Here is a 22,755-nt window from a genome sequence, read left to right as displayed (position 1 = left end):
TTTTTTTATCGATGCAGTTGCATCGTTTATTTTGACTTGGGTTTAATCGCTATACATAATCGATGTAACTGCATCGATTGGAGGGCATATGCTCATCAATATTAAAACACCCGCCGAACTTGGATTGTTGATGCGGGCGACGCGCAAGCATCAAAAGGTAAGGATCGACGACGTCGCCGGTAGCGCTCGGGTGGGCCCGGTGTTTGTTCGCGAGGTCGAGCGCGGCAAGGAAACTGTGCAATTGGGTCGTGTGTTGCAGGTATTGGATGAGTTGGGAATCGAGCTCAAGGTAGACGTTTCCGACGACGTCATGCCAATTCTGGAAAAGCTCAAAGCGACCGGCGTCAAGCCTCTTATCCAGCGCAAGTTTTCGATGACGAGGAAGGGCACGGAGTGACCATCACGCGCGCTTAAGTAATGCTGGGCTTGTGTAGCAATGGTGGACCCTGATGCCGCTAATGCCGCTAATGCCGCTAACTTAAGCGTTCATCTATCACGTAGGGCGGATTAGCGTAGCGTAATCCGCCAAGCTCCGTCGGCGGCTCATGGCGGATTACGGCGTTCCGCCTAATCCGCCCTACGAAAATCTCTAGGATATGCCCCTGGATTTGGAGAACGGCTCAATCCACGATAAACAGCTTGGCGCCGGATTGGGTCGATGAGCGATGCGGTTCGGCATTGTCGGCAACTTGATAGCTCATGCCGGCGGTGAGCGTAAAGGTCCGGCCGTCTTCCAGTTCGGTGTGCAGCTCGCCTTCGAGGCACAGCAGGATATGGCCTTTGACGCACCAGTGATCCGCCAGATAGCCGGGGCTGTATTCCACCATGCGGACGCGGATCGCGCCGAACTGTTGCGTGCGCCAATGAGCGGTGCCCGTTTCGCCGGGATGCGGCGTCGCTTCGATCCGCTGCCAGTCGGTGGTGCCGAAGCCGATGTCCGAGATGTGCATATGTCTCCGTGATGTGGTCATCCACCGATCATAGCAGTTCGCCGCCGCGTATTGCGTCAAGCCCGGAGACGACGGCAATGCCTACCGAAATTAATTTTTTGACATATTTAACGACCTGTTATCACAATTCTTTATTACAGCAGTAAATTAGTTGCTGTGCTAAACTATTGATTCTTTGGGGCAATTCATTCCTTCTGCCCGATTTGCGGTTCTCAAACTTCGCACCGCTCTAACTTCCAGATATTTGCCCTGACCGGGATTTTGACCATGAAAAATTTGAAAATCGGCACGCGTCTTGCCGCAGGCTTCGGCTTGGTTCTCGCCATGATGACTTTGATGACCGTGATCGGCATCACGCATATGCAAGACGTGGCCGAGGCCACCCGTGACATGATGCAGCAGCCTCTGGCCAAGGAACGCATGATCAGCGACTGGTACCGGCTGATCCACACCAGCGTGCGGCGGACGTCGGCAATTTCGAAGAGCTCCGATCCGTCGCTCGGCCCGTTCTTTGCCGAAGAAACGGTCGCCTCCACCGCCGAAGTCAACGGCTTGCAGAAGAAGGTCGAGCCGCTGCTGGAAACCGAACAGGAAAAAGCCCTGTTCGAGCAGATGATGGCCAACCGCAAGCGCTACCTGGCGTCGCGCGACACGATCGTCAAGCTGAAAAAGGAAGGGCAGATCGAGCAGGCCGCCGAGGTGCTCGACCAGCGCTTCACGCCGGACGGCAAGGCCTACCTGGCCTCGCTGAGCGGCCTGCTGGACATGCAGCGCAAAAGCATCGACGCCAACGCCGCCGCGATCGAGACGATTTACCAGAACAGCCGCCGGTTCATGATCATGTTCGGTCTGGTGGTGCTGGCGCTGGGCGTCGTCTGCGCCTGGCGTTTGACGCGCGGCATCACCGTGCCCTTGAACCAGGCGGTCGATATCGCCGTGGCCGTGGCCAACAAGGATTTGACGTCGACCATCGTGGTCGGCACCACCGATGAGACCGGACGCCTGCTGCAAGCGCTGCGTTCGATGAACGACGGCTTGATCGGCATCGTCAACGACGTACGCCATGGCACGGAGAGCATTTCGACGGCGTCGAGCGAGATTGCCGCCGGCAATATGGACTTGTCGGCCCGCACCGAGGAACAGGCCTCCAGCCTGGAAGAGACGGCCGCCTCGATGGAAGAGTTGACCTCGACCGTCAAGCAAAACTCGGACAACGCCCGCCAGGCCAATCAGCTGGCGGTCAAGGCGTCGGAATTGGCGCGGCGCGGCGGCACCGAGGTGGCCGACGTGGTCAACACGATGGAAGCGATCAGCGGTTCGGCGCGCAAGATCGTCGACATCATCAGCGTCATCGACGGCATCGCCTTCCAGACCAACATCCTGGCCTTGAACGCTGCGGTGGAAGCGGCGCGCGCCGGCGAGCAGGGCCGTGGCTTCGCGGTGGTCGCCAGCGAGGTGCGCAGCCTGGCGCAGCGCAGCGCCACGGCCGCCAAGGAAATCAAAACCTTGATCGACGACTCGCTGCAGAAGGTCGACGCCGGCAGCACGCTGGTCACGCAAGCGGGCATGACGATGAGCGACGTGGTCGACAGCATCCAGCGCGTCACCGACATCATGGGCGAGATCAGCTCGGCCAGCCACGAGCAGAGCGCCGGCATCGAGCAGGTCAACCAGGCGGTGATCCAGATGGACCAGGTCACGCAGCAGAACGCCGCGCTGGTGGAGGAAGCGGCGGCGGCGGCCGCCTCGCTGAACGACCAGGCCGACGACCTGCGCGCCATCGTCAGCATCTTCAAAGTCGCCGCCTAAACCCCGGGGTCAAGTCTGTCATTCGGACATGACCTCGACCGTAGAAGCGCTTTACGGACGGGCCTGTGTCCGAATGACAGACTTGACCCCAGTAGAATTTGACCCCAGTAGAATTTATTGCGCTTGCAGTTCGACGTTGACCATGTTGTCGTCGGGCTTGCGGTCGATGAGTTTGTTGTCGGGGTCAATGCCGGCCCTGGCCGGGCGGCCGCTGACGATGACCGTGTAGCTGTTGTCCTTGCGGTCGATGAGCTTGCGCTCGCGCAGCAGGCTGTTGCCGTCCTTGTCGTCGATGCCGATGTCGATGTAGTCCTTCAACGCCACGTCGCGCTCTTCGCCCTGGTCGTTGGCGCGCACCTTGGCCGCGCTGACGACGAAGCTGACCTCGTATTTGCCGTCGTTGAGCTTGCGCGCCGTCGCCGATACGCCGTGGTTTTCATATAGCACGATGTGGTTGAACAGGTCGTCGATGAGGTAGGCTTGCTCCGGCGGCGTGATGCCGCGCAACGCCTGCACCAGCACCGAGACGCTGGGATACGGCCCGCCACTGCGGCCGTGCTTTTGCAATAGTTCTTTGAGCGCGCCGTTGATCTTTTCTTCGCCCAGGATGTCCTGCAACTGGTACATCGCCAGGCTGCCCTTGCGGTACTGGATGTAGTTCTGGTTTTCATTGTCGGCCAGCGGCAGTTCCTTCTTGCGCTCCAGCGCGCGTCCCAGCAGGTATTGGTGCAGGTCGTAGCTCAGGAAACGGCGCATCTTGCTGGCGCCGACATTTTTCTTCATTACCATCAACGCAGAATATTCGGCCAGCGTTTCGCTCAGCACGCTGCCCCCGCGCGTGTTGCCGGCGACCAGTTGGTGGCCCCACCACTGGTGCGCCATTTCGTGCGCGGTGACGTAGAACGGGTAGTCGATGTCCTTGGGATTGCCGTCATCGACCTTGGCGATGAAGCCCAGCGATTCGGCGTACGGAATGGTGTTGGGGAACGATTGCGCGAACGTGGCGTAGCGCGGGAATTCGACGATGCGCACCAGCTTGTGCTGGTAGGGGCCGAAGTTGCGCGTGTAGTAATCGAGCGATTCCTTGATGCCCTTGTTCATCCGCTCGAGGTTGTACTCGTGGCCCGGATGGTAGTAGATCTCGATGCCGACGTCCTGCCACCAGTCGCGCTTGACCAGGTAGCGCGCCGACTGGAAGGCGTAGAAGTTCAGGATCGGCTGGTCCATCTTGTAGTGATAGTAATGCCGTCCCTTGCTGCTCCAGTCCTTGACCAGCGTGCCGGGCGCGATGGCGATCTGGTCGGCGCTGGTGCTGACGATGGCGTCAAAGTTGATCCAGTCGGCGTCGTTGCCGCTGAAATTGTTGGCGAGGCCGCGTGCATCGTCGCGCGGCAACATGCGTTCGCGCACGGCCAGATTGTGCTTCTTGCGGTCGCGCGCGTCGCTCAACTCGTTCTCTTGCTGGTAGCCGATGTGCGGCAGCACGCTGTTGTTGAAGAAGGTGCCGTTGTGGACGACCGGCGTGTCCTGGCCCATGCCGAAGATGCCTTTCGGTACGTAGTCGACCTCGAACTCGAACGCCATCCGCGCGCCCGGCGCCAGCGGCTTGACCAGCTTGTAGGTGTAGAAACCGAGGTCGGTGTCGCGCAGGCCCGCGCGCACTTCCTGGCTGAAGCGCGCCTTGTAGCCGGTGGCGTCGGCATCCTGCTGGATGATGATGTCGCTGACCGGTTGCGTGGTCTTGTTTTGCAGCACGTAGCGGCCCTTGACCGTGAGGCTGCGCTGCGCCGGCGTGATGGCGACGTCGAGCTTGACGTCGGTGATGCGCGGCTGCGGCAGCGCGGCGTATTGCTTGTACTTGCGTTCGTAGCCGGCGCGCGCGGCGTCTTTTTCGTAGGTCGACTTGTAGTCGTTGACGATGTGCGTGTTGTAGAACAGCACCGCGCCGGCGCCGGCGAAGATCAGCGCGCCGGCCGCCGTCGTGGCCAGCACAGGCCTGGTCAGTGCGTGGCGGGCGAGTTGCATGCGCTGGCGCCAGCCATCGTTGGTGCCGCGCGCCCAGAACAGCAGCGAGCCGACCACCATGAGCAGCGCGGCGCCGCCCCAGTACGCCTCGAACCAGCGCTCGCGCGGCACGTAGTGGCCGTAGCCGTTCATCGCGGAGTAGATGAAGTGCGGCATGTTGCCGTAGGCTAGCAGCGGTTCGTCCACGCCCATCGAGGACATGGTCAGGTTGGCGACGTAGTACATGATCATCGCGAAGTAGGCCAGGTAGCGCTGGTTGATCAGCACCTGCAGCGCGAGCGCCAGCACCGCCGCCAGCGCGTAGTCGGGCAGCTGGATCAGGAATAACTGATGCAGATACAGCCCCGGTTCCAGCACAAGATATCCTTTGAAGATCTGGATGGTCATGCCGCACAGCATGACGACACCCATCAGCAATGCCTGCAGGCCGATCAGCGCGAACAACTTGGCCAGCAGCGGCAGCCAGCTTGGAATCGGCAGGGCGTCGAGCATCTGCGCCATGCGCGCTTCGCGCTCGCGCCAGATCAGCTCGCCCGCGTAGAAGGTGGTGATCACCAGCATGAACAGCTCGAACGTTTCGGTCACCGAGTCGAGGATCAGGTAAGTGGCCGGATAGGTGTTGGTGCCGAACATCGAGCCCATGTCCAGCGCGCCGGCGAACATCATCAGCACGCCGGCCAGCACGATGACGACGAAGTAAATGTTCTTGGTGGTTTCGCGCAGGTTCAGCCAGCTCATCTTGATGAGCAGTCCGGCCAGGCTGCGCGATTTGAAGTCCGGCGTTTCCTGCGTGTTGGTCGAGACGGCCGACAATTGTGGCGGCGGTTCGCCCTCGCCGCGGCTGGCGCTGCCGCTGGCGCCGCTGTCGACGGTGGCGATGAAGTGGAAGCGCCAGTAACCCAGCAGCAGGCCGGCCAGCGCGAACGACGACCACAGCACGCGGTTGAGCAGGTACACGCCCTCCGGCCAGACCATGCGCGTGTTGCGCTCGATGATGGGCCAGTATTCGGTCAGGCGCAGCACGGCCGTGGTGCCGAAGGGGTCGATCAGCGCCGCCAGGGTTTTATAGTCGAGGTCGCGCGCCAGGCCGGGGGCGACGATGTAGCCGATGAGCATGACCACACTGCTGATGTAGACCGGCAGCATGCGCCGCGTCAGCGCGGCGAGGATGAAGAACACGGCGCCGAAGATGAAGATGTTGGGCAGGATGACGATGAAGTAGGGGATCAGGTAGCCCAGCGGACCCGGCAAGCCCAGCCGCTCGGGGTCGATGCCCGGCAACATGCTGCCCAGCCAGGCGCCGAGGATGATGCTGGTGAAGATCACCGCCAGGGTGAAATAGGCGCCGAGGAAGCGGCCGAACATGTACTGGTGCTTCCTGATCGGCGCGCTGAAGAAGAAGTGCTGCATGTCGTACTCGAAATCCTGCTGCACCGAGCGGCCCATCATGGCCGCGATCACCACCACGCCCAAGGAGCCGAGCGCGCTGACGGTGAACATCAGCGAGCGCGGCGAATTGATCGCAAGGCTGCCGAAGGTGACCTGGGCTTCCTTGAAAAAGCCGCCGGCGGCCGCCATCCACAGCAGCGACAGCGCCAGGAAGCCGACGAAGTAGACCCAGGTCGATAGCAGCTTGAGGCGCTGGCGCGCTTCAAAAAAGGCGATGGCGAACATGCGGCCGCCTTAGTCGCAGGTGGCGGCGGCCTGGTGGCGGCCGGCGATGGTGGCGAAGTAGACATCCTCGAGGTCGCCGATGGCTTCCTCGAAACCGTCGCCGGGGTCGTTCTCGCTGTAGACGTGGATCAGGGTGCGGCCCGACAGCAGGCGCGACGAGATGACCGGGTGGCGCAGCTGGAACGATTGCAGGTCGCGCTTGTCGATGAAGCGGGCCCAGATCTTGTCGCTGACCTCGTGGATCAGCTCCTGGGTCGGGCCGCACAGCAGCAGGTGGCCCTTGTTGATGATCGCCATGTTGGCGCACAGGTCGGCAACGTCGCTGACGATGTGGGTCGACAGGATGACGGTCTTGTCCTCGCCGATATCCGACAGCAGGTTGTGGAAGCGCACCCGCTCTTGCGGGTCGAGGCCGGCGGTGGGCTCGTCGACGATGATCAATTTCGGGTCGCCCAGCAGCGCCTGGGCGATGCCGAAGCGCTGGCGCATGCCGCCGGAAAAGCCCCCCAGGCGCTGGTGTCGCACGTCGAACAGATTGGTTTGCTGCAGCAGGCCGTCGACCACCTCGCGCCGGCGGTTGCGGTTCGACAAGCCTTTGAGCTCGGCGAAATGGTCGAGCAGTTCGTAGGCCGTCACCTTCGGGTAGACGCCGAAATCCTGCGGCAGGTAGCCGAGCAGGCGGCGCACTTCGTCTTTTTCGTCGAGCACGTCGATGTCGTCGAGGAACACCGAACCGGAATCGCATTCCTGCAACGTCGCCAAGGTCCGCATCAGAGTCGATTTGCCGGCGCCGTTGGGGCCGAGCAAGCCGAACATCCCGGTAGGGATGGTGAGCGAAATATTGTCCAACGCCACGACGCCATTGCCGTAGGTCTTAGACAAGTTGCTGATGCGTAATTCCATGCTGACTCCTGAATGATTCTGCCGCCGCACAACCAGCATTTCTGCACGGCCATACACTTTTCACATGATGGCATTGTATTGAATTTGTTCTATACATGGGGCCCCATTGCGATGGGCGGCGGAAACTGCGCGCCAGACTGCGCAAACGGCCTACCAGAACGCCGTCCGTCACCACTTGCTTGAATAGACAACTTGCCCGATTCAATACCCTTCTCGGCATCAATTTCTGAACAGCACCGCCTCGCGGCTGAACCACCAGCGGCACAGCATGAGCAGGGCGCCGGCCGTCACCGTTGTCGACAACATGATCACCGACAGCATGCTGTAGTCCATGGTGCCTTTGACCAGCTCCTTCATTGCTAGCGAGACATTGGTCAACGGCACCATGGCCCACTTCCAGTTCATTTCCACACCCGGCAGCAGCGCCGCCAACGTCGGCAGGATGGTGACGATCATCAGCGGCGAGATCAGGCCGGAAGCCTCCTTGTAGCTTTTCGCGTACACCGAGATCGACAGCAGGATGGCGGCGAACATGGCCGCCGTCGGCACCAGCATCAGCGCCACCATGGCCAGGTCGAACAGGCCGATCGAGCGCGCCATCTGCGCCACATCGCCGCTCATCAGCGACTCGCCGAAGATCAGCAGTCCTCCCAGGCTGGCGATCATCAGCAGCGCCGAGGTCAGGCCGACCGTGAACAGCATCAGGAACTTCGCCAGCACGATGCTGGTGCGCGAGACCGGCGCCAGCAGCAGGGTTTCCATGGTGCCGCGTTCCTTCTCGCCGGCACCGGTGTCGATGGCCGGATACATCGCCGACACCAGGCACACCATCAACAGGATGTAGGGCACCAGGCCGCCGATCATGGCGCCGGTCTGCTCGCGCTTGTCGGCGGTCGAGTGGTCCTCGAGCTTGATCGGATCGAGCGCGAAGCGCAACTGGTCCTTGTTGAGGTTGAGGGCCGGCAGCGCCAGCTCGCGCACCGCGTTGTTGTGGTTGCCCAGCACCGCCGTCACGCGCTTGCGCGTCATGTCCACCGCCGAGGCGCTGTTGTAGTGCAGCGCGATCACGCCTTGCTGGTGCTTCGCCAGGGTGCTTTCCAGGTCGGCCGGTATCACCAGCGCGAACTTGATGCGGTCGTCGCCGATGGCGCGCTTGATCTCGTCGGGACCGGAGAGCACGACCTCGCGCAGGCTTTTCTCTTCGGCGAAGCGGGCGGCCAGTTGCGGCGCGTGCTCCTTGCCGAAGATGGCGTAAGTCATTTGCGCCTGGCTGGCCTGCTTGAACATCGTTGTCGACAGCATGCCGAAGCCAACAAAAATCAGCGGCATCGCGATGACCGGCACGAAGATGGTGAAGAAGAACGTCTTGCGGTCGCGCACCAGTTCCAGCAATTCTTTCAGATAAATGGTCCACATGGCTCAGTCTCCCCGGTTGATGACGCCGACGAACGCGTCGTACAAATCGGCGCTGCCGCCCAAGGCGCGCAAGGCGTCGACGCTGCCGTGGAAGGCGGTCTTGCCGTGGTTGATGATGCAGACCCGGTCGCACAGCTTTTCCACCTCGTGCAGGTGGTGGGTGGAAAAGATCAGCGGCACCCGCAGCGCCTTGTAGCTGGCGATGAAGTCGAGCAGGACCTTGGCGGCCATCACGTCGAGGCCGGTGGTCGGTTCGTCGAGGATGACGATCTTGGGCTCGTGCACGACGGTGCGGGCGATCGAGCATTTCTGCTTCATGCCGGTGGAGAGCTGGTCGGCGCGCTTGTTGCCGTACTCGTGCATTTGCAGCAGATCAAACAGCTCGTCGCAGCGGCGCTTCAGGTGATCGGCGCGCATACCATGCAGGCGGCCGAAGTATTCGACGTTCTCGCGCGCGGTCAGGCGCCCGTACAGGCCGGTGCTGCCGGACAGGAAACCGATGTGCTGGCGCGCCACGAGCGGATTATGCAGCAGGTCGACGCCGTTGGCGTGGATGCTGCCGGCGTCCGGCTTGAGCGCGGTCGACAGCAGGCGCAAGGTGGTGGTCTTGCCCGCGCCGTTGGGACCGAGCAGGCCCAGCACCTCGCCGGGCGCGCAGCTGAAGCTGACGTCGCGCACGGCGTGGAACCAGCCGTCGTGATCGCGCGGATCGAGCGCCGCTGTGGTCTTGCCGGCGCGCGAAGGCAAGCGGAAGCGTTTAGCCAGCCCTTTTACCTCGATCATTTCGCTGTCCCTGGCTGTTATTTTTTAAAGATTTCAAGAATAGCATGCAAAAATTCTGGCTTGCAAGCAAGTGTGGCGACAAATGTCTTGTTATAGTGATGACATGGAGACGCATATGAATGCTCAACTGCAGGAAAAAATACTCGCGGTGACGCAATGCGGCGTCGACCGCACCGAATGCACGGGCTTCTTCCGCGTTGCGCTGGGACTGTATTACCTGGCCGGTTTGATGACCAAGGAAACGCTCGATTTCAAGGTGCTGGACCGCGAGTTCAACCGCTTCATCTATCACACGATCGGCAAGGGCCACAGCATCACCAGCATCCTGCAATACATGAGCGGAGAGAAAGTGGTGCGGGTGGTCGAGTCCAAGCGCTTCCTCAAGGCCTTCGCCGAGCATTGCAACGACGTGCCGGTCGAGAACATTCCCTTCCTGCTGGGGCTGAACCTCGGCGTTGCCAAAGATATCTCGAAGATCGACGTGCGCGGCCCCGTGGCCGACTACATCGAGCGCCAGCGGCAGCTGCGCGAAGAGACGGACGCGAATTAAATCGCGCCCCTATAATGGTGGTTTTGACGAACCACTAACCGCCATGGCCGCCTACCACCACACCCCTCTGGACCGTTTTATCGCCGACGCCGACAAGGCGCTGCGCGTGATCGCCGGCGTCGCCTCGGCGTCGCGGCCGAATCCCGGCCTGCGCTCCGACGACGGCCAGTTGAGCGAGGCGGAACAGCGCCATAGCGCCGGCCTGATGCGCGTCAACCACGTGGGCGAGGTCTGCGCGCAGGCGCTGTACAACTCGCAGGGCCGCTTCGCCAAGACGGCGGACATGCGCGCCCAGTTCGAGCAGGCGGGCAGGGAAGAGGAAGACCATCTGGCGTGGACCGCGCAGCGCTTGAACGAGCTGGGCTCGCACACCAGCGTGTTGAATCCGCTGTTCTACGCCGGCGCGTACGCGCTCGGCACGGTGGCTGCGGTGCTGGGCGACGCCCGCAGCCTGGGTTTTGTGGTCGAGACCGAGCGCCAGGTGGAGGCGCACCTGGCCAGCCATCTGGACAAGCTGCCGCCGCAGGACGCCAAGTCGCGCGCGATCGTCGAGCAGATGCGCATCGACGAGATCGAACACGGCGCCGCCGCGCAGGCGCTGGGCGCGGCGCAAACGCCGGCCCCGGTGCAGGCGGTGATGTCGGTGATGGGCAAGATCATGACCAGCACCGCGTATTACCTCTAGTCGTCGCCAGCGCCCACTTTGTCGTGGCTGTTCGGTGTTTACGCTAGCGCCGGGCGCCGCGCAGTAGCGCAGAGAGCATGCGTCGGGTTTGGCTTTGTGGTCCAAGCGCGGTGCGCAAGTGCCGGTGCGCTTGGCGCATCAGGGCGGTCATCCGCTGGCGGGTCTTCTCGGTTCCCAAACTGTTCAGTAGCGTGGCCTTGTCGATGTCTTTGCCGGTGTCTTTACCTGGTTGGTGCATTGTCCTCACTGCGTCTCGTTGATCGAGAAAGTCATCTCCGATTTGAAACGCCTGCTCGGCGGCGCGGGCGAAATCGCGCAGTGATTGCGTTACGTCCCCGTCAGCGTTGGCGACGACCGCTGCCATCTCGACAGCCGCCTCGAGCAATGCCGAGGTTTTGAGCGTATTGGTTGCCGTTATGTCTGCAACAGTGCGCGATACGCCCCCGTACAGATCCTGGTACTGCCCTTTGGCGAGACCCTGCGCGCCGACCGCTTCCGCCAAGATGCCGATCAACCGCGCGCGCGCCGCCGGCGACACCGCGTTGGCCTCTGCAATCAGGTGGAACGCTAGGCTCAGCAAGCAGACGGAGGCGAGGATCGCGACATCCTGTCCAAAACGCCGGTGGATGGTTCTCCCCGGCGCAACTTTGCATCGTCCATGCAGGGAAGATCGTCGAGGACCAGCGACGCAGCGTGCACCAGTTCAATGGCGCATGCCAAATCCATCAGCGCCGGCCGATAACACCCTAGTTCGTAGCCGATCGTCAGCAGCAGCAGGGGGCGCAAACGTTTGCCTGGTCCAAGCACGGCGTGGCGCATGGCTCGCACCAGTGCGTCGGCAGGGTCCGCGCCGCATGGCAGCGCGCGTTGCAGGCGTTCTTCAACGCCATTAGGAGTTCATTGTACGGCCCCGCTGGCGCGACGTCCGCTTGGTGCGCACAGGCGGGGATGCGTCGATTTCCAGTCACTTTTATTCCTTCAGTTTTCTTGTCAATGTCACGCGCGTGAGTTCGGAGGGTTTTCCCAGCCGCAGCGCCAACCCGCCCCACAGCGCGGTGCCGTTGTTGACGTACAGCGTCATTGCGTCAACGTCGTATTTCCCCGAAACGAAACCTCCGTTGGCCAGCGCAAAGATACGCTCCAGTCCCACCACCAGCCCGCCGTGAGTGTGGCCTGACAATTGCAGCGCCACCCCGCGCGCGGCCGCAACCCGCGCGTTCTTCGGTTGATGGTCGAGCAGGATGATCGGGACCGCCGGCGGTGCTCCAGCCAAGGCTCGCTCCAGGTCCGGCACGGGAAAGCCGGTCTCGCTTGCCGACAGGTCGGTCATGCCTGCCAACACCAGGCTGCCGTCCCGCCGCTCGATCACCGTATGGCTGTTCTCAAGCGTCGTCATGCCCAACGTCGCGAATTGCCGCATCCAGGCGGCGGGATCGAAGAAGTATTCGTGATTGCCTGGAATGGCGAACACGCCGTCGGCAGCGCGCAGACCGCGCAAAGGTGCGACGTCCGCTTCGCGCTGCGCGATCGTGCCGTCGATCAGATCACCGGTGATTACGATCAGGTCAGGCTGAAGCACATTGGTGTCGCGCACGACGGCGCTCGTCCAGGCCGCCGGGAACAAGCGGCTGATGTGCATGTCGGTCAATTGCACGATCGTGTAGCCTTCAAACGCCGGCGGAAGGTTGGGGATTTCGATCTTGACATCACGCAACGGCGGTACGCGGATGGCCGCTTGCACGCCAATGGCTGCCAACACGAAGGACAGAACGCTGATCGCGTAGCGCACGCCTGCGGACGGCGCCTCCGGCTTGCCGTTCGCGAGCAGCACCAAGAGCGCGGCCATATCGATTAATATCTGCAGCAGCGCCAGGATGAGGATGGCGCTGAACGCCCAGTTAAAGCCGATGATCGCGCCGCGCGGCATTTCCGCGGAGAACACGCTTCCCGATGAGATGCGGCTATACAGATGGTACTGCGACAGAAGGAGAATCAGAATCGCCGCAGCGATCTTGGCGCTCATTGCCCATGGCATCGGCCAGATGGTGCGGCAGATGACGAGTAGACCCGGAATCGCGAAGGCGAGATGGAACATCAGGCCGCGCCTGTCGTCGATGCGCGCGCCGGGGCGCCATTTGTACCTTGGCCGCGCGTAGTTTCGGACGCCGCGAGACGCCCCGTTGCCATTAAGTTTTTTCGGGCGGCGGCGTCGTTGGCAATCATCCAGCCGGGGTATTCCGGCGCTGGCGCGCAAGCTTGTGTCAATGCTTCCAATTCATCGGCGCGCAGCGTGACATCGACTGCCGCCAAGTTGGCCTCAAGCTGAGGCACGGTCTTGACGCCAAGCGTGATGCTCGTGACCACCGGTTGGTGGCGCAGCCAGGCCAGCGCCACCGCCTCCATCGAGATGCCCTGATTTTTGGCGATGCTGTCAATTACCGGCAGCAGGCGCGCGCCGCGCTGCTCGTCGACCGGCGGGAACTGCACCGTGGCGCGGCGGCCGGCAGTGGCGCCGTCACGGTATTTTCCAGTCAGGTAACCGCCCGCGAGCGGGCTGTACACCAGCATCCCCAATCCTTCGGCCTCCAGCATGGGGACGATGTCCCGTTCGGCGTCGCGTCCGACCAGCGAGTAGTACGACTGATACGACTGGAAACGCGACAGCTGGAGCCGGTCGGCAGCGCCCAGCGCCCGGCTGACCTGCCACGCCGCCCAGTTCGAGACCCCCACGTAGCGCACGAGGCCTTGCCGCACCAAGTCGTCAAGTGCCCGCAAAGTTTCTTCCAGCGGCGTAGCGGGATCGAATCCGTGCATTTGGTACAGATCGATGTGATCGGTGCCGAGACGCTTCAGGCTGGCTTTGACGGCTTCGATGATGTGTACGCGGGAACCGCCGCCTTCATTGACGCCACTGCCAGTCGCATGCGCGAATTTTGTCGCCAGGACCACGTCGTTGCGCGCAATGCCCAGGTTCTTCAAGGAGCGCCCGACCATTTCTTCGGACTGGCCGTGCGCGTAGACGTTGGCGGTGTCGATGAAATTGATGCCGGCGTCGAATCCCCGTCCAATGATGGCGTCGGCCTCTTGCTGGTCCACGCCACTGGCGGCTGCGTATTGCCCGCCGGCTTGGCCGAACGTCATGGTGCCAAGGCACAGTTCGGATACGAAGAGGCCGGTCCGGCCTAAAACCTGGTAGCGCATAATAGAGTCCTTTGGGGGTTGCGGATAATTATTCAAATGGGATAATGCGGAACCAACTAGTTCCGGAACTGAATAGTATCGAAATTATGACTTTGAAACAAGCGGAAATGTCGCCGGCGGCGACGCGCATGCCGGAAACGGTCGATCAATCGGTGGTTGTGCCCCAGCGCGACACTGGCGGGCGGCCGCGTGACAATACGCGGGACGAAGCGATTCTCGAGGCGGCGATTGCGATCCTCGCCGAGGCGGGTTATGAACGAATGACCATGGACATGGTCGCCGTCCGCGCCAAGGCGGGCAAGGCGACGGTATATCGGCGCTGGCCGTCAAAGGCGGAAATGGTGCTGGAGGCGGTGGCGCGCATGAAGCGCGGCGCGGTCGATATCGAGAATCTGCCCGATACCGGTAGCTTGCGCGGTGATTTACTGGCGCTGTTCCAGCCGCAGTCGGTGGAAGACACCGAACAAAAATTGCGTGCCATGGCGGGCATGGCCGCGATGCTGTCGCAGCATCCTGCGCTGGCCGAAGCAGGGCACGATGCGGTGGTGGCGCCGTGGGTGGCAGCCAACCGGGTTTTGATTCAGCGGTCGATGCTGCGGGGCGAGGCCGCCCAAGACAGCCGGCTCGACACTGTTGCGCAGATCATTCCGTCGATGGCCGCTTACCGGACGTTGGTGCAGCGGCGGCCGTTCGAATTGTCTTTTTTGACTGAAGTTATCGACGCAATATTGCTACCCGCGCTACGGATCGGCTGACGGCTTGTTGTAACGCCATGCCTTCCGGCGGCTGCACGATGCTCTGAAGCGTGTTCAGCACGGGCTGTGACGTCGTCGTTGCGGCGGCGCCGACTCAGGGCGCCTCGACGATCTCGAAGGTATGCGTGATCTCGGCCATCTTGCCCAGCATGATCGACGCCGAACAATACTTGTCATGCGACAGGGAAATCGCGCGCTCCACCGCCTCCGGCTTCAACCCTTTGCCGGTGACGACAAAGTGGAAATTAATCTTGGTAAACACCTTCGGATCGACGTCGGCGCGATCCGCCTTCAGGGTGCATTCGCAGCCGCGGATGTCCGCGCGGCCCCTCTTCAAAATCAGTACCACGTCATACGCCGTGCAACCGCCGGTGCCGAGCAGCACCATTTCCATCGGACGCGGCGCCAGGTTGTGACCGCCGCCTTCGGGCGCGCCGTCCATGTTGACCAGGTGACCGGAGCCGGTCTGGGCCAAAAAACTCATGCCCGACGGGCCGTTCCAGCTGACTTTGCATTCCATCGTGTTCTCCGTTAAAAATGGTTGTCCATATTGTAAAGGAGGCGGCGCGGCGACGTCAGGTGTCGACAAGGTCGATCGCGGCTTGACTCGGCCACGTATTCGCGCTTATACTTGTCGGCTTTCCGTTCGCTCAGGAAAGTAAATAAGAAGGCCGAGTCCGCTGAAGCAATGGCGGAACCACCATTTGAGCGTGTTTTACTATTTAGGAAGTCAACATGAAAACTTTTTCCGCTAAGGGCCATGAAGTCCAGCGCGATTGGTTCGTGATTGACGCGACGGACAAAGTCCTCGGACGTGTTGCCAGCGAAGTGGCACTCCGACTGCGCGGCAAACACAAGCCAGAATTTACTCCTCACGTCGATACCGGCGATTTCATCGTCATCATCAACGCAGGCAAACTGCGCGTGACCGGCACCAAAGCCACCGAGAAGACCTACTACCGTCACTCGGGCTACCCAGGCGGCATCTACGAGACCAACTTCCTGAAAATGCAACAGCGTTTCCCAGGCCGTGCTCTGGAAAAAGCCGTCAAGGGTATGTTGCCGAAGGGCCCACTGGGCTACGCAATGATCAAGAAGCTGAAAGTGTACGCTGAAGGTTCGCACCCGCACGCTGCCCAGCAACCTAAAGCACTCGAAATCTAAGGAACTGACATGATCGGTAACTACAATTACGGCACCGGCCGTCGCAAGAGTGCAGTAGCTCGTGTGTTTATCAAAGTTGGCACTGGCCAAATCATCGTTAACGGCAAGCCAGCGGCTGAGTACTTCTCCCGCGAAACCGGCCTGATGGTTATTCGTCAACCACTGGAACTGACCGGCAACGTCGAGCGTTTTGACATCAAAGTCAACGTGCACGGCGGCGGCGAGTCCGGCCAGGCAGGTGCTGTGCGTCACGGCATCACCCGCGCCCTGATCGACTACGATGCAGCGCTGAAGGGCGATCTGGCACGCGCCGGCTTCGTGACCCGCGATGCACGTGAAGTTGAACGTAAAAAAGTTGGTCTGCGCAAAGCACGTCGCGCAAAGCAATTCTCGAAGCGTTAATTTTTACGCTGTGGCGCGCCGCTTGCGGCGTGCTGTCGAAAAAGCCGCCGGCCTTGTGTCGGGCGGCTTTTTTGCTTTTTTGCCATTCGGTACTGTCATGCGCCTGTCGCGCATGGCTGATAAAATGGACTCCATTTCTCCACGCACTTATACATCGAAGGAACGAACATGATCAAAGTTGGCATCGTCGGCGGCACCGGTTACACCGGAGTGGAATTGCTGCGACTGTTGGCCGTCCACCCTGATGTGCAGCTGACGGCCATCACGTCGCGCAAGGAAGATGGCTTGCCGGTTGCCGATATGTTCCCTTCGCTGCGCGGGCGCGTGGACATCGCTTTCTCTTCGCCGGACAAGGCCGACCTCAAGCAGTGCGACGTGGTGTTCTTCGCCACCCCGCACGGTGTCGCCATGGCGCAGGCGCCGGAATTGCTGGCGGCTGGCGTCAAGGTCATCGACCTGGCGGCCGATTTCCGCATCAAGGACAAGGCCGTCTTTGAAAAATGGTACAAGATCGAGCACACCTGCCCGGATCTGCTGGAAGAAGCCGCCTACGGCCTGGCTGAACTGAACCGGGACGCCATCAAGGGCGCGCGCCTGGTCGCCAATCCGGGTTGCTACCCGACCACGATGCAGCTGGGCTACTACCCGCTGCTCAAGGCCGGCGTGATCGACGCCGGTTCGCTGATCGCCGACTGCAAGTCCGGCGTCTCCGGCGCCGGCCGCAAGGCCGAGATCGGCACCCTGTTCTCCGAATCGAGCGACAACTTCAAGGCCTATGGCGTGTCGGGCCACCGTCACACCCCGGAAACCGTAGCGCAACTGCAAAAGTTCGCCGGCGACAAGGTCGGCCTGGTGTTCACGCCGCATCTGGTGCCGATGATACGCGGCATGCATTCGACGCTGTACGGCCGCCTGACCAAGGAAGTCAGCAACGAGGAACTGCAAGCATTGTTCGAAGAGCAATACAAGGACTCGCCGTTCGTCGACGTCATGCCGTTCGGTTCGCATCCCGAGACCCGTTCGACGCGCGGCGCCAACGTGCTGCGCCTGGCGTTGCATCGTCCTGACAACGGCAACACGGTCATCGTGCTGGTGGTGCAGGACAACCTGGTCAAGGGCGCGTCCGGCCAGGCCGTGCAGTGTATGAACCTGATGTTCGGCCTGGAAGAATCGACCGGCCTGACGCAGATCGCGTTGCTGCCGTAATACCAGCCTCAATCAGGCGTTGATATTTGCCACAAGACTCCCCATTTTCGAGGGGTCCGGAGCATAAACAACGCCAACGGTCTATAATGACCTAAATGTTTTCACGTAGGAGTCTGAAATGAATGCTGTCGCCGAATCACTAGTAGATGTAATCCCGTCGCCGATCATCTTCACCGATAGCGCGGCTGAAAAGGTTGCCCAACTGATCGAGGAAGAGGGTAATCCCGACCTGAAACTGCGTGTGTTCGTGCAGGGTGGCGGCTGTTCCGGCTTCCAGTACGGCTTCACGTTCGACGAAATCGTCAACGAAGACGACACCACCATGGTCAAGAACGGCGTTCAGCTGTTGATCGACTCGATGAGCTACCAGTATCTGGTGGGCGCCGAGATCGACTACAAGGACGACTTGGAAGGCGCGCAATTCGTCATCAAGAACCCGACCGCGACGTCGACCTGCGGCTGCGGCTCCTCGTTCTCGGTATAAACTGGTTCTGGCTGTACAACGCGGCGGACAACTTCGGTTGTCCGCCGTAGTCGTTTACATCCTCAATGCTCCACACCCGGGGTCAAGTCTAACAATCGTACACGAGCTGAAGCGTATTGCTGTCTCTACGCATGGGTTCGTGTACGAATGTTAGACTTGACCCCCGAGGGGTTGCGCATAGATGGCGGATTACGGCGTTCCGCCTAATCCGCCCTACGAACTCGGCATGGTTAGCGGGGGTAGAGCGCGCCTAGCACCCGCTCACCCTTGGCTCCGGTCACCGACGGCAGATTGCCGGCAAGCCGCTCGCTGAAGCGGTAGCCCAGCCAGGCGAACGCCAGGGCTTCGACCCGGTTCGGCGCCACGCCCAGGGCTTGCGTCGACGCCACCAGTACATTGTTGCCCAGCGCGGCGCCCAGTTCGCTCATTAGCACGCCGTTGTAGGCGCCGCCACCACAGACATACACCGCGTCCGCGCCGCCGCCGTAGGCCTGTATGGCCCGCGCCAGCGAGACCGCCGTCAGCTTGGTCAGCGTGGATTGCACATCTTCCGGCGCGGCGTCGCCGTAGACGGCCAGCCGGGTGTCGAGCCATTCCAGGTGGAACAGGTCGCGGCCGGTGCTTTTCGGCGCCGGCAGCGCGAAATAGGGCTCGTGCAGCAACTCCTGCAGCAACTCGGGGATTTCCCTGCCGCTGGCGGCCCAGGCGCCGTCGGCGTCGTATTCCTTGGCCAGGTGGCGGCCTATCCAGGCATCCATCAAAACATTGCCGGGGCCGGTGTCAAAGCCGATCACGCCGCCTTCGCCGTCCAGCACGCTGATATTGGAAATGCCGCCGATGTTGGCCACCACGCGGGCCTGGCCGGGCTTGCCGAACAGCGCCTGGTGAAAGGCCGGCACCAGCGGCGCGCCCTGGCCGCCGGCGGCGATGTCGCGGCTGCGGAAGTCGGCGATGACGTCGATGCCGCACAGCTCGGCCAGCAGGGCGGGGTTGTTGGTCTGGCGTGTGAAGCCCGATTCGGGGCGGTGGCGGATGGTTTGGCCGTGGACCGCGACAGCGCGCACCGTGTCGGCCGCGCGGCCGGCTTCGTCCAGCAGCTGCGTGACGCACTGGGCGTAGAACTGCGCCAGCTGGTTGGCGGCCAGCGCCTCGCGCTCGATCTCGTTGTCGCCGGACGATTGCAGCGCCATCAGCTCGGCGCGCAGCGCCGGAGGAAAGGCGATGTAGGCCGCCGCCAGCGTGTCGATGGCGGCGCCGGAGAAATCGGCCAGCGCTCCGTCCACGCCGTCCAGGCTGGTGCCGGACATCAAACCGATATAGTGGGTCATTGTTGTTTCCTCAAGCTGAAAAAGCTATTTTGCCTGAGCTTGCGTGTGGTGTCGCACGGAACAAGCGTGCTGGGCGGAGCATTATGTGTCTAGGGCAAAAGAAACAGACGAAAAAAAAACAGGCCGGTGCGGCGGCCTGTTTCGGATGGAGCAGTAAAGCGGTGCGGCTTATTTCGCGGCCACGCGGGTGCCGGTCGAGCCACCTGGTTGCAGCAGCGCGAAGCGGTGCGACATGTCCGCCGCGTAGAGCTTGAAGCGCGACAGTTCGGCGGCCGTCAACGGCGCCTGCGCGGTCACGTTGAGCTTGCTCGGGTCCTTGGCTTCGCCACCGACGCGGAACTCGTAGTGCAAGTGGGCGCCGGTCGACCAGCCGGTGCTGCCGACATAACCGATCACGTCGCCTTGGCTGACCTTGGTGCCTTTTTTGACGCCAGGCGCAAAGCGGCTCATGTGGGCGTAAGCGGTCGAATAATTGTTCCAGTGCTTGATGGTGACGAAATTGCCGTAGCCGTTTTGCGTGCCGGCGAAATCGACGACGCCATCGCCAGAGGCGCGAATCGGCGTACCGGTCGGCGCAGGGAAGTCGATGCCCTTGTGGGCTTTCCACTCGCCCGAGACCGGATGCACGCGCATCGAGAAGCCCGACGAAATCCGCGAGAATTCCACCGGCGACTTCAGGAAGGCCTTTTTCAGCGCCTTGCCGTCGAAGCTGTAATAGCCGCCGCCTTGCTTGGTCTGCGGATCTTCAAACCACACCGATTGATACGTCGTGCCGCGGTTGGTGAATTCGCCCGCCAGGATGCGGCCCGCGCGAACAAATTCCCCATCCTGCCAGAACGTCTCATAGACCACGTTGAAATGGTCGCCGCGCTTCAGGTCGCCCCGGAAGTCGATGCTGGTCGAGAACATCTCAACGATTTGCTTGACGATCGTGTCCGGCAGCTTGGTGCCGTCTTCGTTCGAATCGGTGGCTGCGAACAGGGTCGAGTTGATGGTGCGGGCATGCATCTCGACGCGGCGTTCCAGCTTGGCCGGCTCTTCTTCCGCGACAAAGCGGTCGTTCTTGCGGGAAATCTTGATGTTCTTGACAGGGATATCCTTGCCGTCGACCACGACCGCGCGCAACCATTGCAGATTGCCTTCATCGTCGGTCTGCGCCTGGACGCGTTTTCCCGTCTTCAGCTGCATGACGCCTTTGGCGACCTTGTCTTTTTTGATGAAATTTTCGGCGGCGTCGTCTTCCACACCCAGGCGGGTGAGCAAGGTGGCCAGGGTGTCGCCGGCGCGGATGCGTTCTTCGTGGACGAAGTGCTCGCTGGACGATTGTTCCTCAAGCGCGTTGATCTGCGGCGCAAGATCCGGCATCGTGACGGCTTCCTGCACGGATTTCACCGGCAGATCGGCAGGATCCGGGGCCAGCGGCGCGACGCCGGCGGCACCGAACGCACACACTGTGAGGAACAGTGCCGAGGCGCTGACAATGCGCGCTTTGCGCGTTGAAGCTATCAGACTGTACAAGCGTGAGCTCGTGAATTTATGTATTTGGTTCATGCAATCAGTTAAAATTTGCCGCTTGAACTATTCAGGAACCTTTTATTTCTTCTAATTATTGTCGGGTTTCGTTTTCGTACGGCAAGATTGATGGATCGAGGATTATAACAAACTCCTGGCGCTGACTACCTTTTTTTGAAAAAAAACGCACAAAATATATGACTATCCCTTCTTCCACACCGCCGGCCTCCTCTAAAGCGCTGCCCCTGACCGACCGTGTACAAGAGGCGCTCGCCATCACCAAACGGGGTGTCGACGAGTTGCTGATCGAAAGCGAGTTCGCACAAAAGCTGGCGCGTTCCGAGCAAAACGGCGTGCCGCTGCGCATCAAGCTGGGCCTGGACCCGACCGCACCGGATTTGCACTTGGGACACACTGTCGTGCTGAACAAGATGCGTCAGTTGCAAGATCTGGGCCACCAAGTCATTTTCCTCATCGGCGACTTCACGTCGATGATCGGCGACCCGTCGGGCCGCAACATGACGCGCCCGCCGCTGACCAAGGAGCAGGTCGAGCAAAACGCCATGACCTACTTTAAGCAGGCTTCGCTGGTGCTCGATCCGGCCAAGACTGAAATCCGCTACAACTCCGAGTGGTGCGACCCGCTCGGCGCGCGTGGCCTGATCAAGCTGGCCTCTCATTACACCGTGGCCCGCATGATGGAACGGGATGATTTTAGCAAGCGTTTCAAGGGTGGGACACCGATTGCGGTCCATGAGTTCCTCTATCCTTTGATGCAGGGCTATGATTCGGTCGCTTTGAAGTCCGATCTGGAGCTGGGCGGCACCGACCAGAAGTTCAATTTGCTGGTTGGCCGCGAACTGCAGAAGGACTACGACCAGGAACCGCAGTGCATTTTGACCATGCCGCTGCTGGAAGGTTTGGACGGCGTCGACAAGATGTCGAAGTCGAAGAACAACTATATTGGCATCACCGAGCCGGGCAACACCATGTTCGCCAAGATCATGAGCATTTCCGACGTGATGATGTGGAAATACTATGAGTTGCTGTCGTTCCGCTCGATCGCCGACGTCGCCGCGCTCAAGGCCACGATCGACGGCGGCGCCAACCCGCGCGACGCCAAAGTGGCGCTGGCGCAGGAAATCGTCGCCCGTTTCCACTCGCAGGCGGCGGCCGACGAGGCGCTCAACGACTTCGTCAACCGCTCCAAGGGCGGCATTCCGGACGATGTGCCGGAAGTCGCGCTGGCCGGCGCGCCGGTCGGCATCCCGCAATTGCTGAAGATGGCAGGCCTGTGCCCGTCCACCTCGGAAGCGATGCGCATGATCGACCAGGGCGGCGTGCGCCTGGACGGCGCCGTCATCAGCGACAAGGCCGTCAAGATCGAGGCCGGCACGTTCGTGCTGCAAGTGGGCAAGCGCAAGTTCGCCCGCGTGACCCTGTCCGCATGATCGCGCTGCTGCAACGGGTCAGCGACGCCAAGGTGGTGGTCGAAGGCGCCACCATCGGCGCCATCGGTGCCGGCTTGATGGTGCTGGTGTGTGCGGAACGCAACGACACCGAGAAGGACGCCGATACCTTGCTGGCCAAAATGCTGGGCTACCGCGTGTTTTCGGACGACGCCGGCAAGATGAACCGCAGCGTGACGGACGTGGCCGGCGGCTTGCTGCTGGTGCCGCAGTTCACCCTGGCGGCCGATACCAAGTCGGGCACCCGTCCTTCGTTCACGCCGGCCGCCGCGCCGGCCGAGGGCTTACGGCTGTTCAATTATTTTGTCGAGCAAGCGCGTTTGCGGCACACTGTGGTGCAAACGGGCCAGTTTGGTGCAGACATGAAAGTCACGCTGACCAACGACGGACCTGTAACGTTTTGGCTGCAAACCAACTCTAAATAAAAACAGCCCGGGAG

At 61.4% G+C, this 22,755-nt stretch carries 21 protein-coding genes and 1 pseudogene; 11 read left to right on the top strand and 11 right to left on the bottom strand.

What is annotated here, in order from left to right:
* Positions 1 to 88: 88 nt before the first annotated feature.
* Positions 89 to 397, top strand: coding sequence for a transcriptional regulator (locus NHH73_27320; protein ID USX26230.1), 309 nt, complete (start codon positions 89 to 91; stop codon positions 395 to 397).
* Between the two features lie 223 nt (positions 398 to 620).
* On the opposite strand, the gene NHH73_27315 is transcribed toward NHH73_27320, so the two are convergent.
* Positions 621 to 950: a DHCW motif cupin fold protein gene (locus NHH73_27315; GenBank protein USX26229.1), complete on the bottom strand. Its 330-nt coding sequence runs from the start codon at positions 948 to 950 to the stop codon at positions 621 to 623.
* A 261-nt stretch (positions 951 to 1,211) separates the two neighbouring features.
* Between NHH73_27315 and NHH73_27310 the strand changes: the two genes are divergently transcribed.
* Positions 1,212 to 2,759 (top strand): methyl-accepting chemotaxis protein, encoded by a 1,548-nt coding sequence (locus NHH73_27310; protein ID USX26228.1) that lies wholly within the window; start codon positions 1,212 to 1,214, stop codon positions 2,757 to 2,759.
* A 114-nt stretch (positions 2,760 to 2,873) separates the two neighbouring features.
* Here the strand turns inward: NHH73_27310 and NHH73_27305 are convergent, their stop codons facing one another.
* The 4 genes from NHH73_27305 to NHH73_27290 all read right to left on the bottom strand — a co-directional run bounded on the left by NHH73_27305 (position 2,874) and on the right by NHH73_27290 (position 9,560).
* The gene (locus NHH73_27305) at positions 2,874 to 6,458 is read right to left on the bottom strand and encodes an ABC transporter permease (protein USX26227.1); all 3,585 of its coding nucleotides are present in this window, start codon (positions 6,456 to 6,458) and stop codon (positions 2,874 to 2,876) included.
* 9 nt (positions 6,459 to 6,467) lie between these two features.
* Positions 6,468 to 7,361, bottom strand: coding sequence for an ABC transporter ATP-binding protein (locus NHH73_27300; protein USX26226.1), 894 nt, complete (start codon positions 7,359 to 7,361; stop codon positions 6,468 to 6,470).
* 219 nt (positions 7,362 to 7,580) lie between these two features.
* Entirely contained in the window at positions 7,581 to 8,777 is a 1,197-nt protein-coding gene (locus tag NHH73_27295; protein USX26225.1) for an ABC transporter permease, read from the bottom strand.
* A 3-nt stretch (positions 8,778 to 8,780) separates the two neighbouring features.
* On the bottom strand, positions 8,781 to 9,560 hold the full coding sequence (locus tag NHH73_27290; protein ID USX26224.1) for an ATP-binding cassette domain-containing protein: 780 nt from the start codon (positions 9,558 to 9,560) through the stop codon (positions 8,781 to 8,783).
* Between the two features lie 115 nt (positions 9,561 to 9,675).
* On the opposite strand from NHH73_27290, the gene NHH73_27285 reads away from it, so the two are divergent.
* Positions 9,676 to 10,110 carry a hypothetical protein gene (locus NHH73_27285; protein ID USX26223.1) on the top strand — a complete coding sequence of 145 codons (435 nt, stop codon included), beginning with the start codon at positions 9,676 to 9,678 and terminating at the stop codon, positions 10,108 to 10,110.
* 43 nt (positions 10,111 to 10,153) lie between these two features.
* Positions 10,154 to 10,795, top strand: coding sequence for a 2-polyprenyl-3-methyl-6-methoxy-1,4-benzoquinone monooxygenase (gene coq7, locus NHH73_27280; protein USX26222.1), 642 nt, complete (start codon positions 10,154 to 10,156; stop codon positions 10,793 to 10,795).
* Between the two features lie 43 nt (positions 10,796 to 10,838).
* Here coq7 and NHH73_27275 read toward each other — a convergent pair.
* From NHH73_27275 to NHH73_27265, 3 genes and pseudogenes are all read right to left on the bottom strand, one after another.
* Positions 10,839 to 11,614, bottom strand: a pseudogene (locus NHH73_27275) (polyprenyl synthetase family protein).
* 151 nt (positions 11,615 to 11,765) lie between these two features.
* The gene (locus NHH73_27270; protein USX26221.1) at positions 11,766 to 12,890 is read right to left on the bottom strand and encodes a metallophosphoesterase; all 1,125 of its coding nucleotides are present in this window, start codon (positions 12,888 to 12,890) and stop codon (positions 11,766 to 11,768) included.
* On the bottom strand, positions 12,890 to 13,996 hold the full coding sequence (locus NHH73_27265) for an aldo/keto reductase (GenBank protein ID USX26220.1): 1,107 nt from the start codon (positions 13,994 to 13,996) through the stop codon (positions 12,890 to 12,892). The genes NHH73_27270 and NHH73_27265 overlap by 1 nt, the downstream gene beginning before the upstream one ends.
* A gap of 86 nt (positions 13,997 to 14,082) precedes the next feature.
* Between NHH73_27265 and NHH73_27260 the strand changes: the two genes are divergently transcribed.
* The gene (locus tag NHH73_27260; protein ID USX26219.1) at positions 14,083 to 14,751 is read left to right on the top strand and encodes a TetR/AcrR family transcriptional regulator; all 669 of its coding nucleotides are present in this window, start codon (positions 14,083 to 14,085) and stop codon (positions 14,749 to 14,751) included.
* Between the two features lie 94 nt (positions 14,752 to 14,845).
* Here the strand turns inward: NHH73_27260 and NHH73_27255 are convergent, their stop codons facing one another.
* Positions 14,846 to 15,271 carry an OsmC family protein gene (locus tag NHH73_27255; protein USX26218.1) on the bottom strand — a complete coding sequence of 142 codons (426 nt, stop codon included), beginning with the start codon at positions 15,269 to 15,271 and terminating at the stop codon, positions 14,846 to 14,848.
* A 215-nt stretch (positions 15,272 to 15,486) separates the two neighbouring features.
* On the opposite strand from NHH73_27255, the gene rplM reads away from it, so the two are divergent.
* The 4 genes from rplM to erpA all read left to right on the top strand — a co-directional run bounded on the left by rplM (position 15,487) and on the right by erpA (position 18,007).
* The gene (gene rplM, locus NHH73_27250) at positions 15,487 to 15,915 is read left to right on the top strand and encodes a 50S ribosomal protein L13 (protein USX26217.1); all 429 of its coding nucleotides are present in this window, start codon (positions 15,487 to 15,489) and stop codon (positions 15,913 to 15,915) included.
* Positions 15,916 to 15,924: 9 nt separating this feature from the next.
* Positions 15,925 to 16,317, top strand: coding sequence for a 30S ribosomal protein S9 (gene rpsI / locus NHH73_27245; GenBank protein ID USX26216.1), 393 nt, complete (start codon positions 15,925 to 15,927; stop codon positions 16,315 to 16,317).
* Between the two features lie 168 nt (positions 16,318 to 16,485).
* Positions 16,486 to 17,523 (top strand): N-acetyl-gamma-glutamyl-phosphate reductase, encoded by a 1,038-nt coding sequence (argC, locus tag NHH73_27240; GenBank protein USX26215.1) that lies wholly within the window; start codon positions 16,486 to 16,488, stop codon positions 17,521 to 17,523.
* A gap of 118 nt (positions 17,524 to 17,641) precedes the next feature.
* A complete protein-coding gene (gene erpA, locus NHH73_27235; protein USX26214.1) occupies positions 17,642 to 18,007 on the top strand; it encodes an iron-sulfur cluster insertion protein ErpA in 366 nt (121 codons plus the stop codon).
* A 230-nt stretch (positions 18,008 to 18,237) separates the two neighbouring features.
* Here the strand turns inward: erpA and NHH73_27230 are convergent, their stop codons facing one another.
* A complete protein-coding gene (locus NHH73_27230; GenBank protein USX26213.1) occupies positions 18,238 to 19,335 on the bottom strand; it encodes an anhydro-N-acetylmuramic acid kinase in 1,098 nt (365 codons plus the stop codon).
* Positions 19,336 to 19,503: 168 nt separating this feature from the next.
* Entirely contained in the window at positions 19,504 to 20,886 is a 1,383-nt protein-coding gene (locus NHH73_27225) for a M23 family metallopeptidase (protein USX26212.1), read from the bottom strand.
* Positions 20,887 to 21,044: 158 nt separating this feature from the next.
* On the opposite strand from NHH73_27225, the gene tyrS reads away from it, so the two are divergent.
* Entirely contained in the window at positions 21,045 to 22,298 is a 1,254-nt protein-coding gene (gene tyrS / locus NHH73_27220; GenBank protein ID USX26211.1) for a tyrosine--tRNA ligase, read from the top strand.
* Positions 22,295 to 22,741, top strand: coding sequence for a D-aminoacyl-tRNA deacylase (gene dtd / locus NHH73_27215; protein USX26210.1), 447 nt, complete (start codon positions 22,295 to 22,297; stop codon positions 22,739 to 22,741). The genes tyrS and dtd overlap by 4 nt, the downstream gene beginning before the upstream one ends.
* Positions 22,742 to 22,755 lie beyond the last annotated feature (14 nt).

The organism is Oxalobacteraceae bacterium OTU3CINTB1, assembly GCA_024123955.1.
GTDB lineage: Bacteria > Pseudomonadota > Gammaproteobacteria > Burkholderiales > Burkholderiaceae_D > Rugamonas.
The sequence above is the reverse complement of the archived record's forward strand: the minus strand, read 5'-3'. Positions and strand labels throughout refer to the sequence as shown.

Bases quoted from the DNA above. Each gene is read 5' to 3' on its own strand.
- NHH73_27320 (USX26230.1), top strand. From the start codon at position 89: ATGCTCATCAATATTAAAACACCCGCCGAACTTGGATTGTTGATGCGG.
- NHH73_27315 (USX26229.1), bottom strand. From the start codon at position 950: ATGCACATCTCGGACATCGGCTTCGGCACCACCGACTGGCAGCGGATC.
- NHH73_27305 (USX26227.1), bottom strand. From the start codon at position 6,458: ATGTTCGCCATCGCCTTTTTTGAAGCGCGCCAGCGCCTCAAGCTGCTA.
- NHH73_27300 (USX26226.1), bottom strand. From the start codon at position 7,361: ATGGAATTACGCATCAGCAACTTGTCTAAGACCTACGGCAATGGCGTC.
- NHH73_27295 (USX26225.1), bottom strand. From the start codon at position 8,777: ATGTGGACCATTTATCTGAAAGAATTGCTGGAACTGGTGCGCGACCGC.
- NHH73_27290 (USX26224.1), bottom strand. From the start codon at position 9,560: ATGATCGAGGTAAAAGGGCTGGCTAAACGCTTCCGCTTGCCTTCGCGC.
- NHH73_27285 (USX26223.1), top strand. From the start codon at position 9,676: ATGAATGCTCAACTGCAGGAAAAAATACTCGCGGTGACGCAATGCGGC.
- coq7 (USX26222.1), top strand. From the start codon at position 10,154: ATGGCCGCCTACCACCACACCCCTCTGGACCGTTTTATCGCCGACGCC.
- NHH73_27270 (USX26221.1), bottom strand. From the start codon at position 12,890: ATGTTCCATCTCGCCTTCGCGATTCCGGGTCTACTCGTCATCTGCCGC.
- NHH73_27265 (USX26220.1), bottom strand. From the start codon at position 13,996: ATGCGCTACCAGGTTTTAGGCCGGACCGGCCTCTTCGTATCCGAACTG.
- NHH73_27260 (USX26219.1), top strand. From the start codon at position 14,083: ATGACTTTGAAACAAGCGGAAATGTCGCCGGCGGCGACGCGCATGCCG.
- NHH73_27255 (USX26218.1), bottom strand. From the start codon at position 15,271: ATGGAATGCAAAGTCAGCTGGAACGGCCCGTCGGGCATGAGTTTTTTG.
- rplM (USX26217.1), top strand. From the start codon at position 15,487: ATGAAAACTTTTTCCGCTAAGGGCCATGAAGTCCAGCGCGATTGGTTC.
- rpsI (USX26216.1), top strand. From the start codon at position 15,925: ATGATCGGTAACTACAATTACGGCACCGGCCGTCGCAAGAGTGCAGTA.
- argC (USX26215.1), top strand. From the start codon at position 16,486: ATGATCAAAGTTGGCATCGTCGGCGGCACCGGTTACACCGGAGTGGAA.
- erpA (USX26214.1), top strand. From the start codon at position 17,642: ATGAATGCTGTCGCCGAATCACTAGTAGATGTAATCCCGTCGCCGATC.
- NHH73_27230 (USX26213.1), bottom strand. From the start codon at position 19,335: ATGACCCACTATATCGGTTTGATGTCCGGCACCAGCCTGGACGGCGTG.
- NHH73_27225 (USX26212.1), bottom strand. From the start codon at position 20,886: ATGAACCAAATACATAAATTCACGAGCTCACGCTTGTACAGTCTGATA.
- tyrS (USX26211.1), top strand. From the start codon at position 21,045: ATGACTATCCCTTCTTCCACACCGCCGGCCTCCTCTAAAGCGCTGCCC.
- dtd (USX26210.1), top strand. From the start codon at position 22,295: ATGATCGCGCTGCTGCAACGGGTCAGCGACGCCAAGGTGGTGGTCGAA.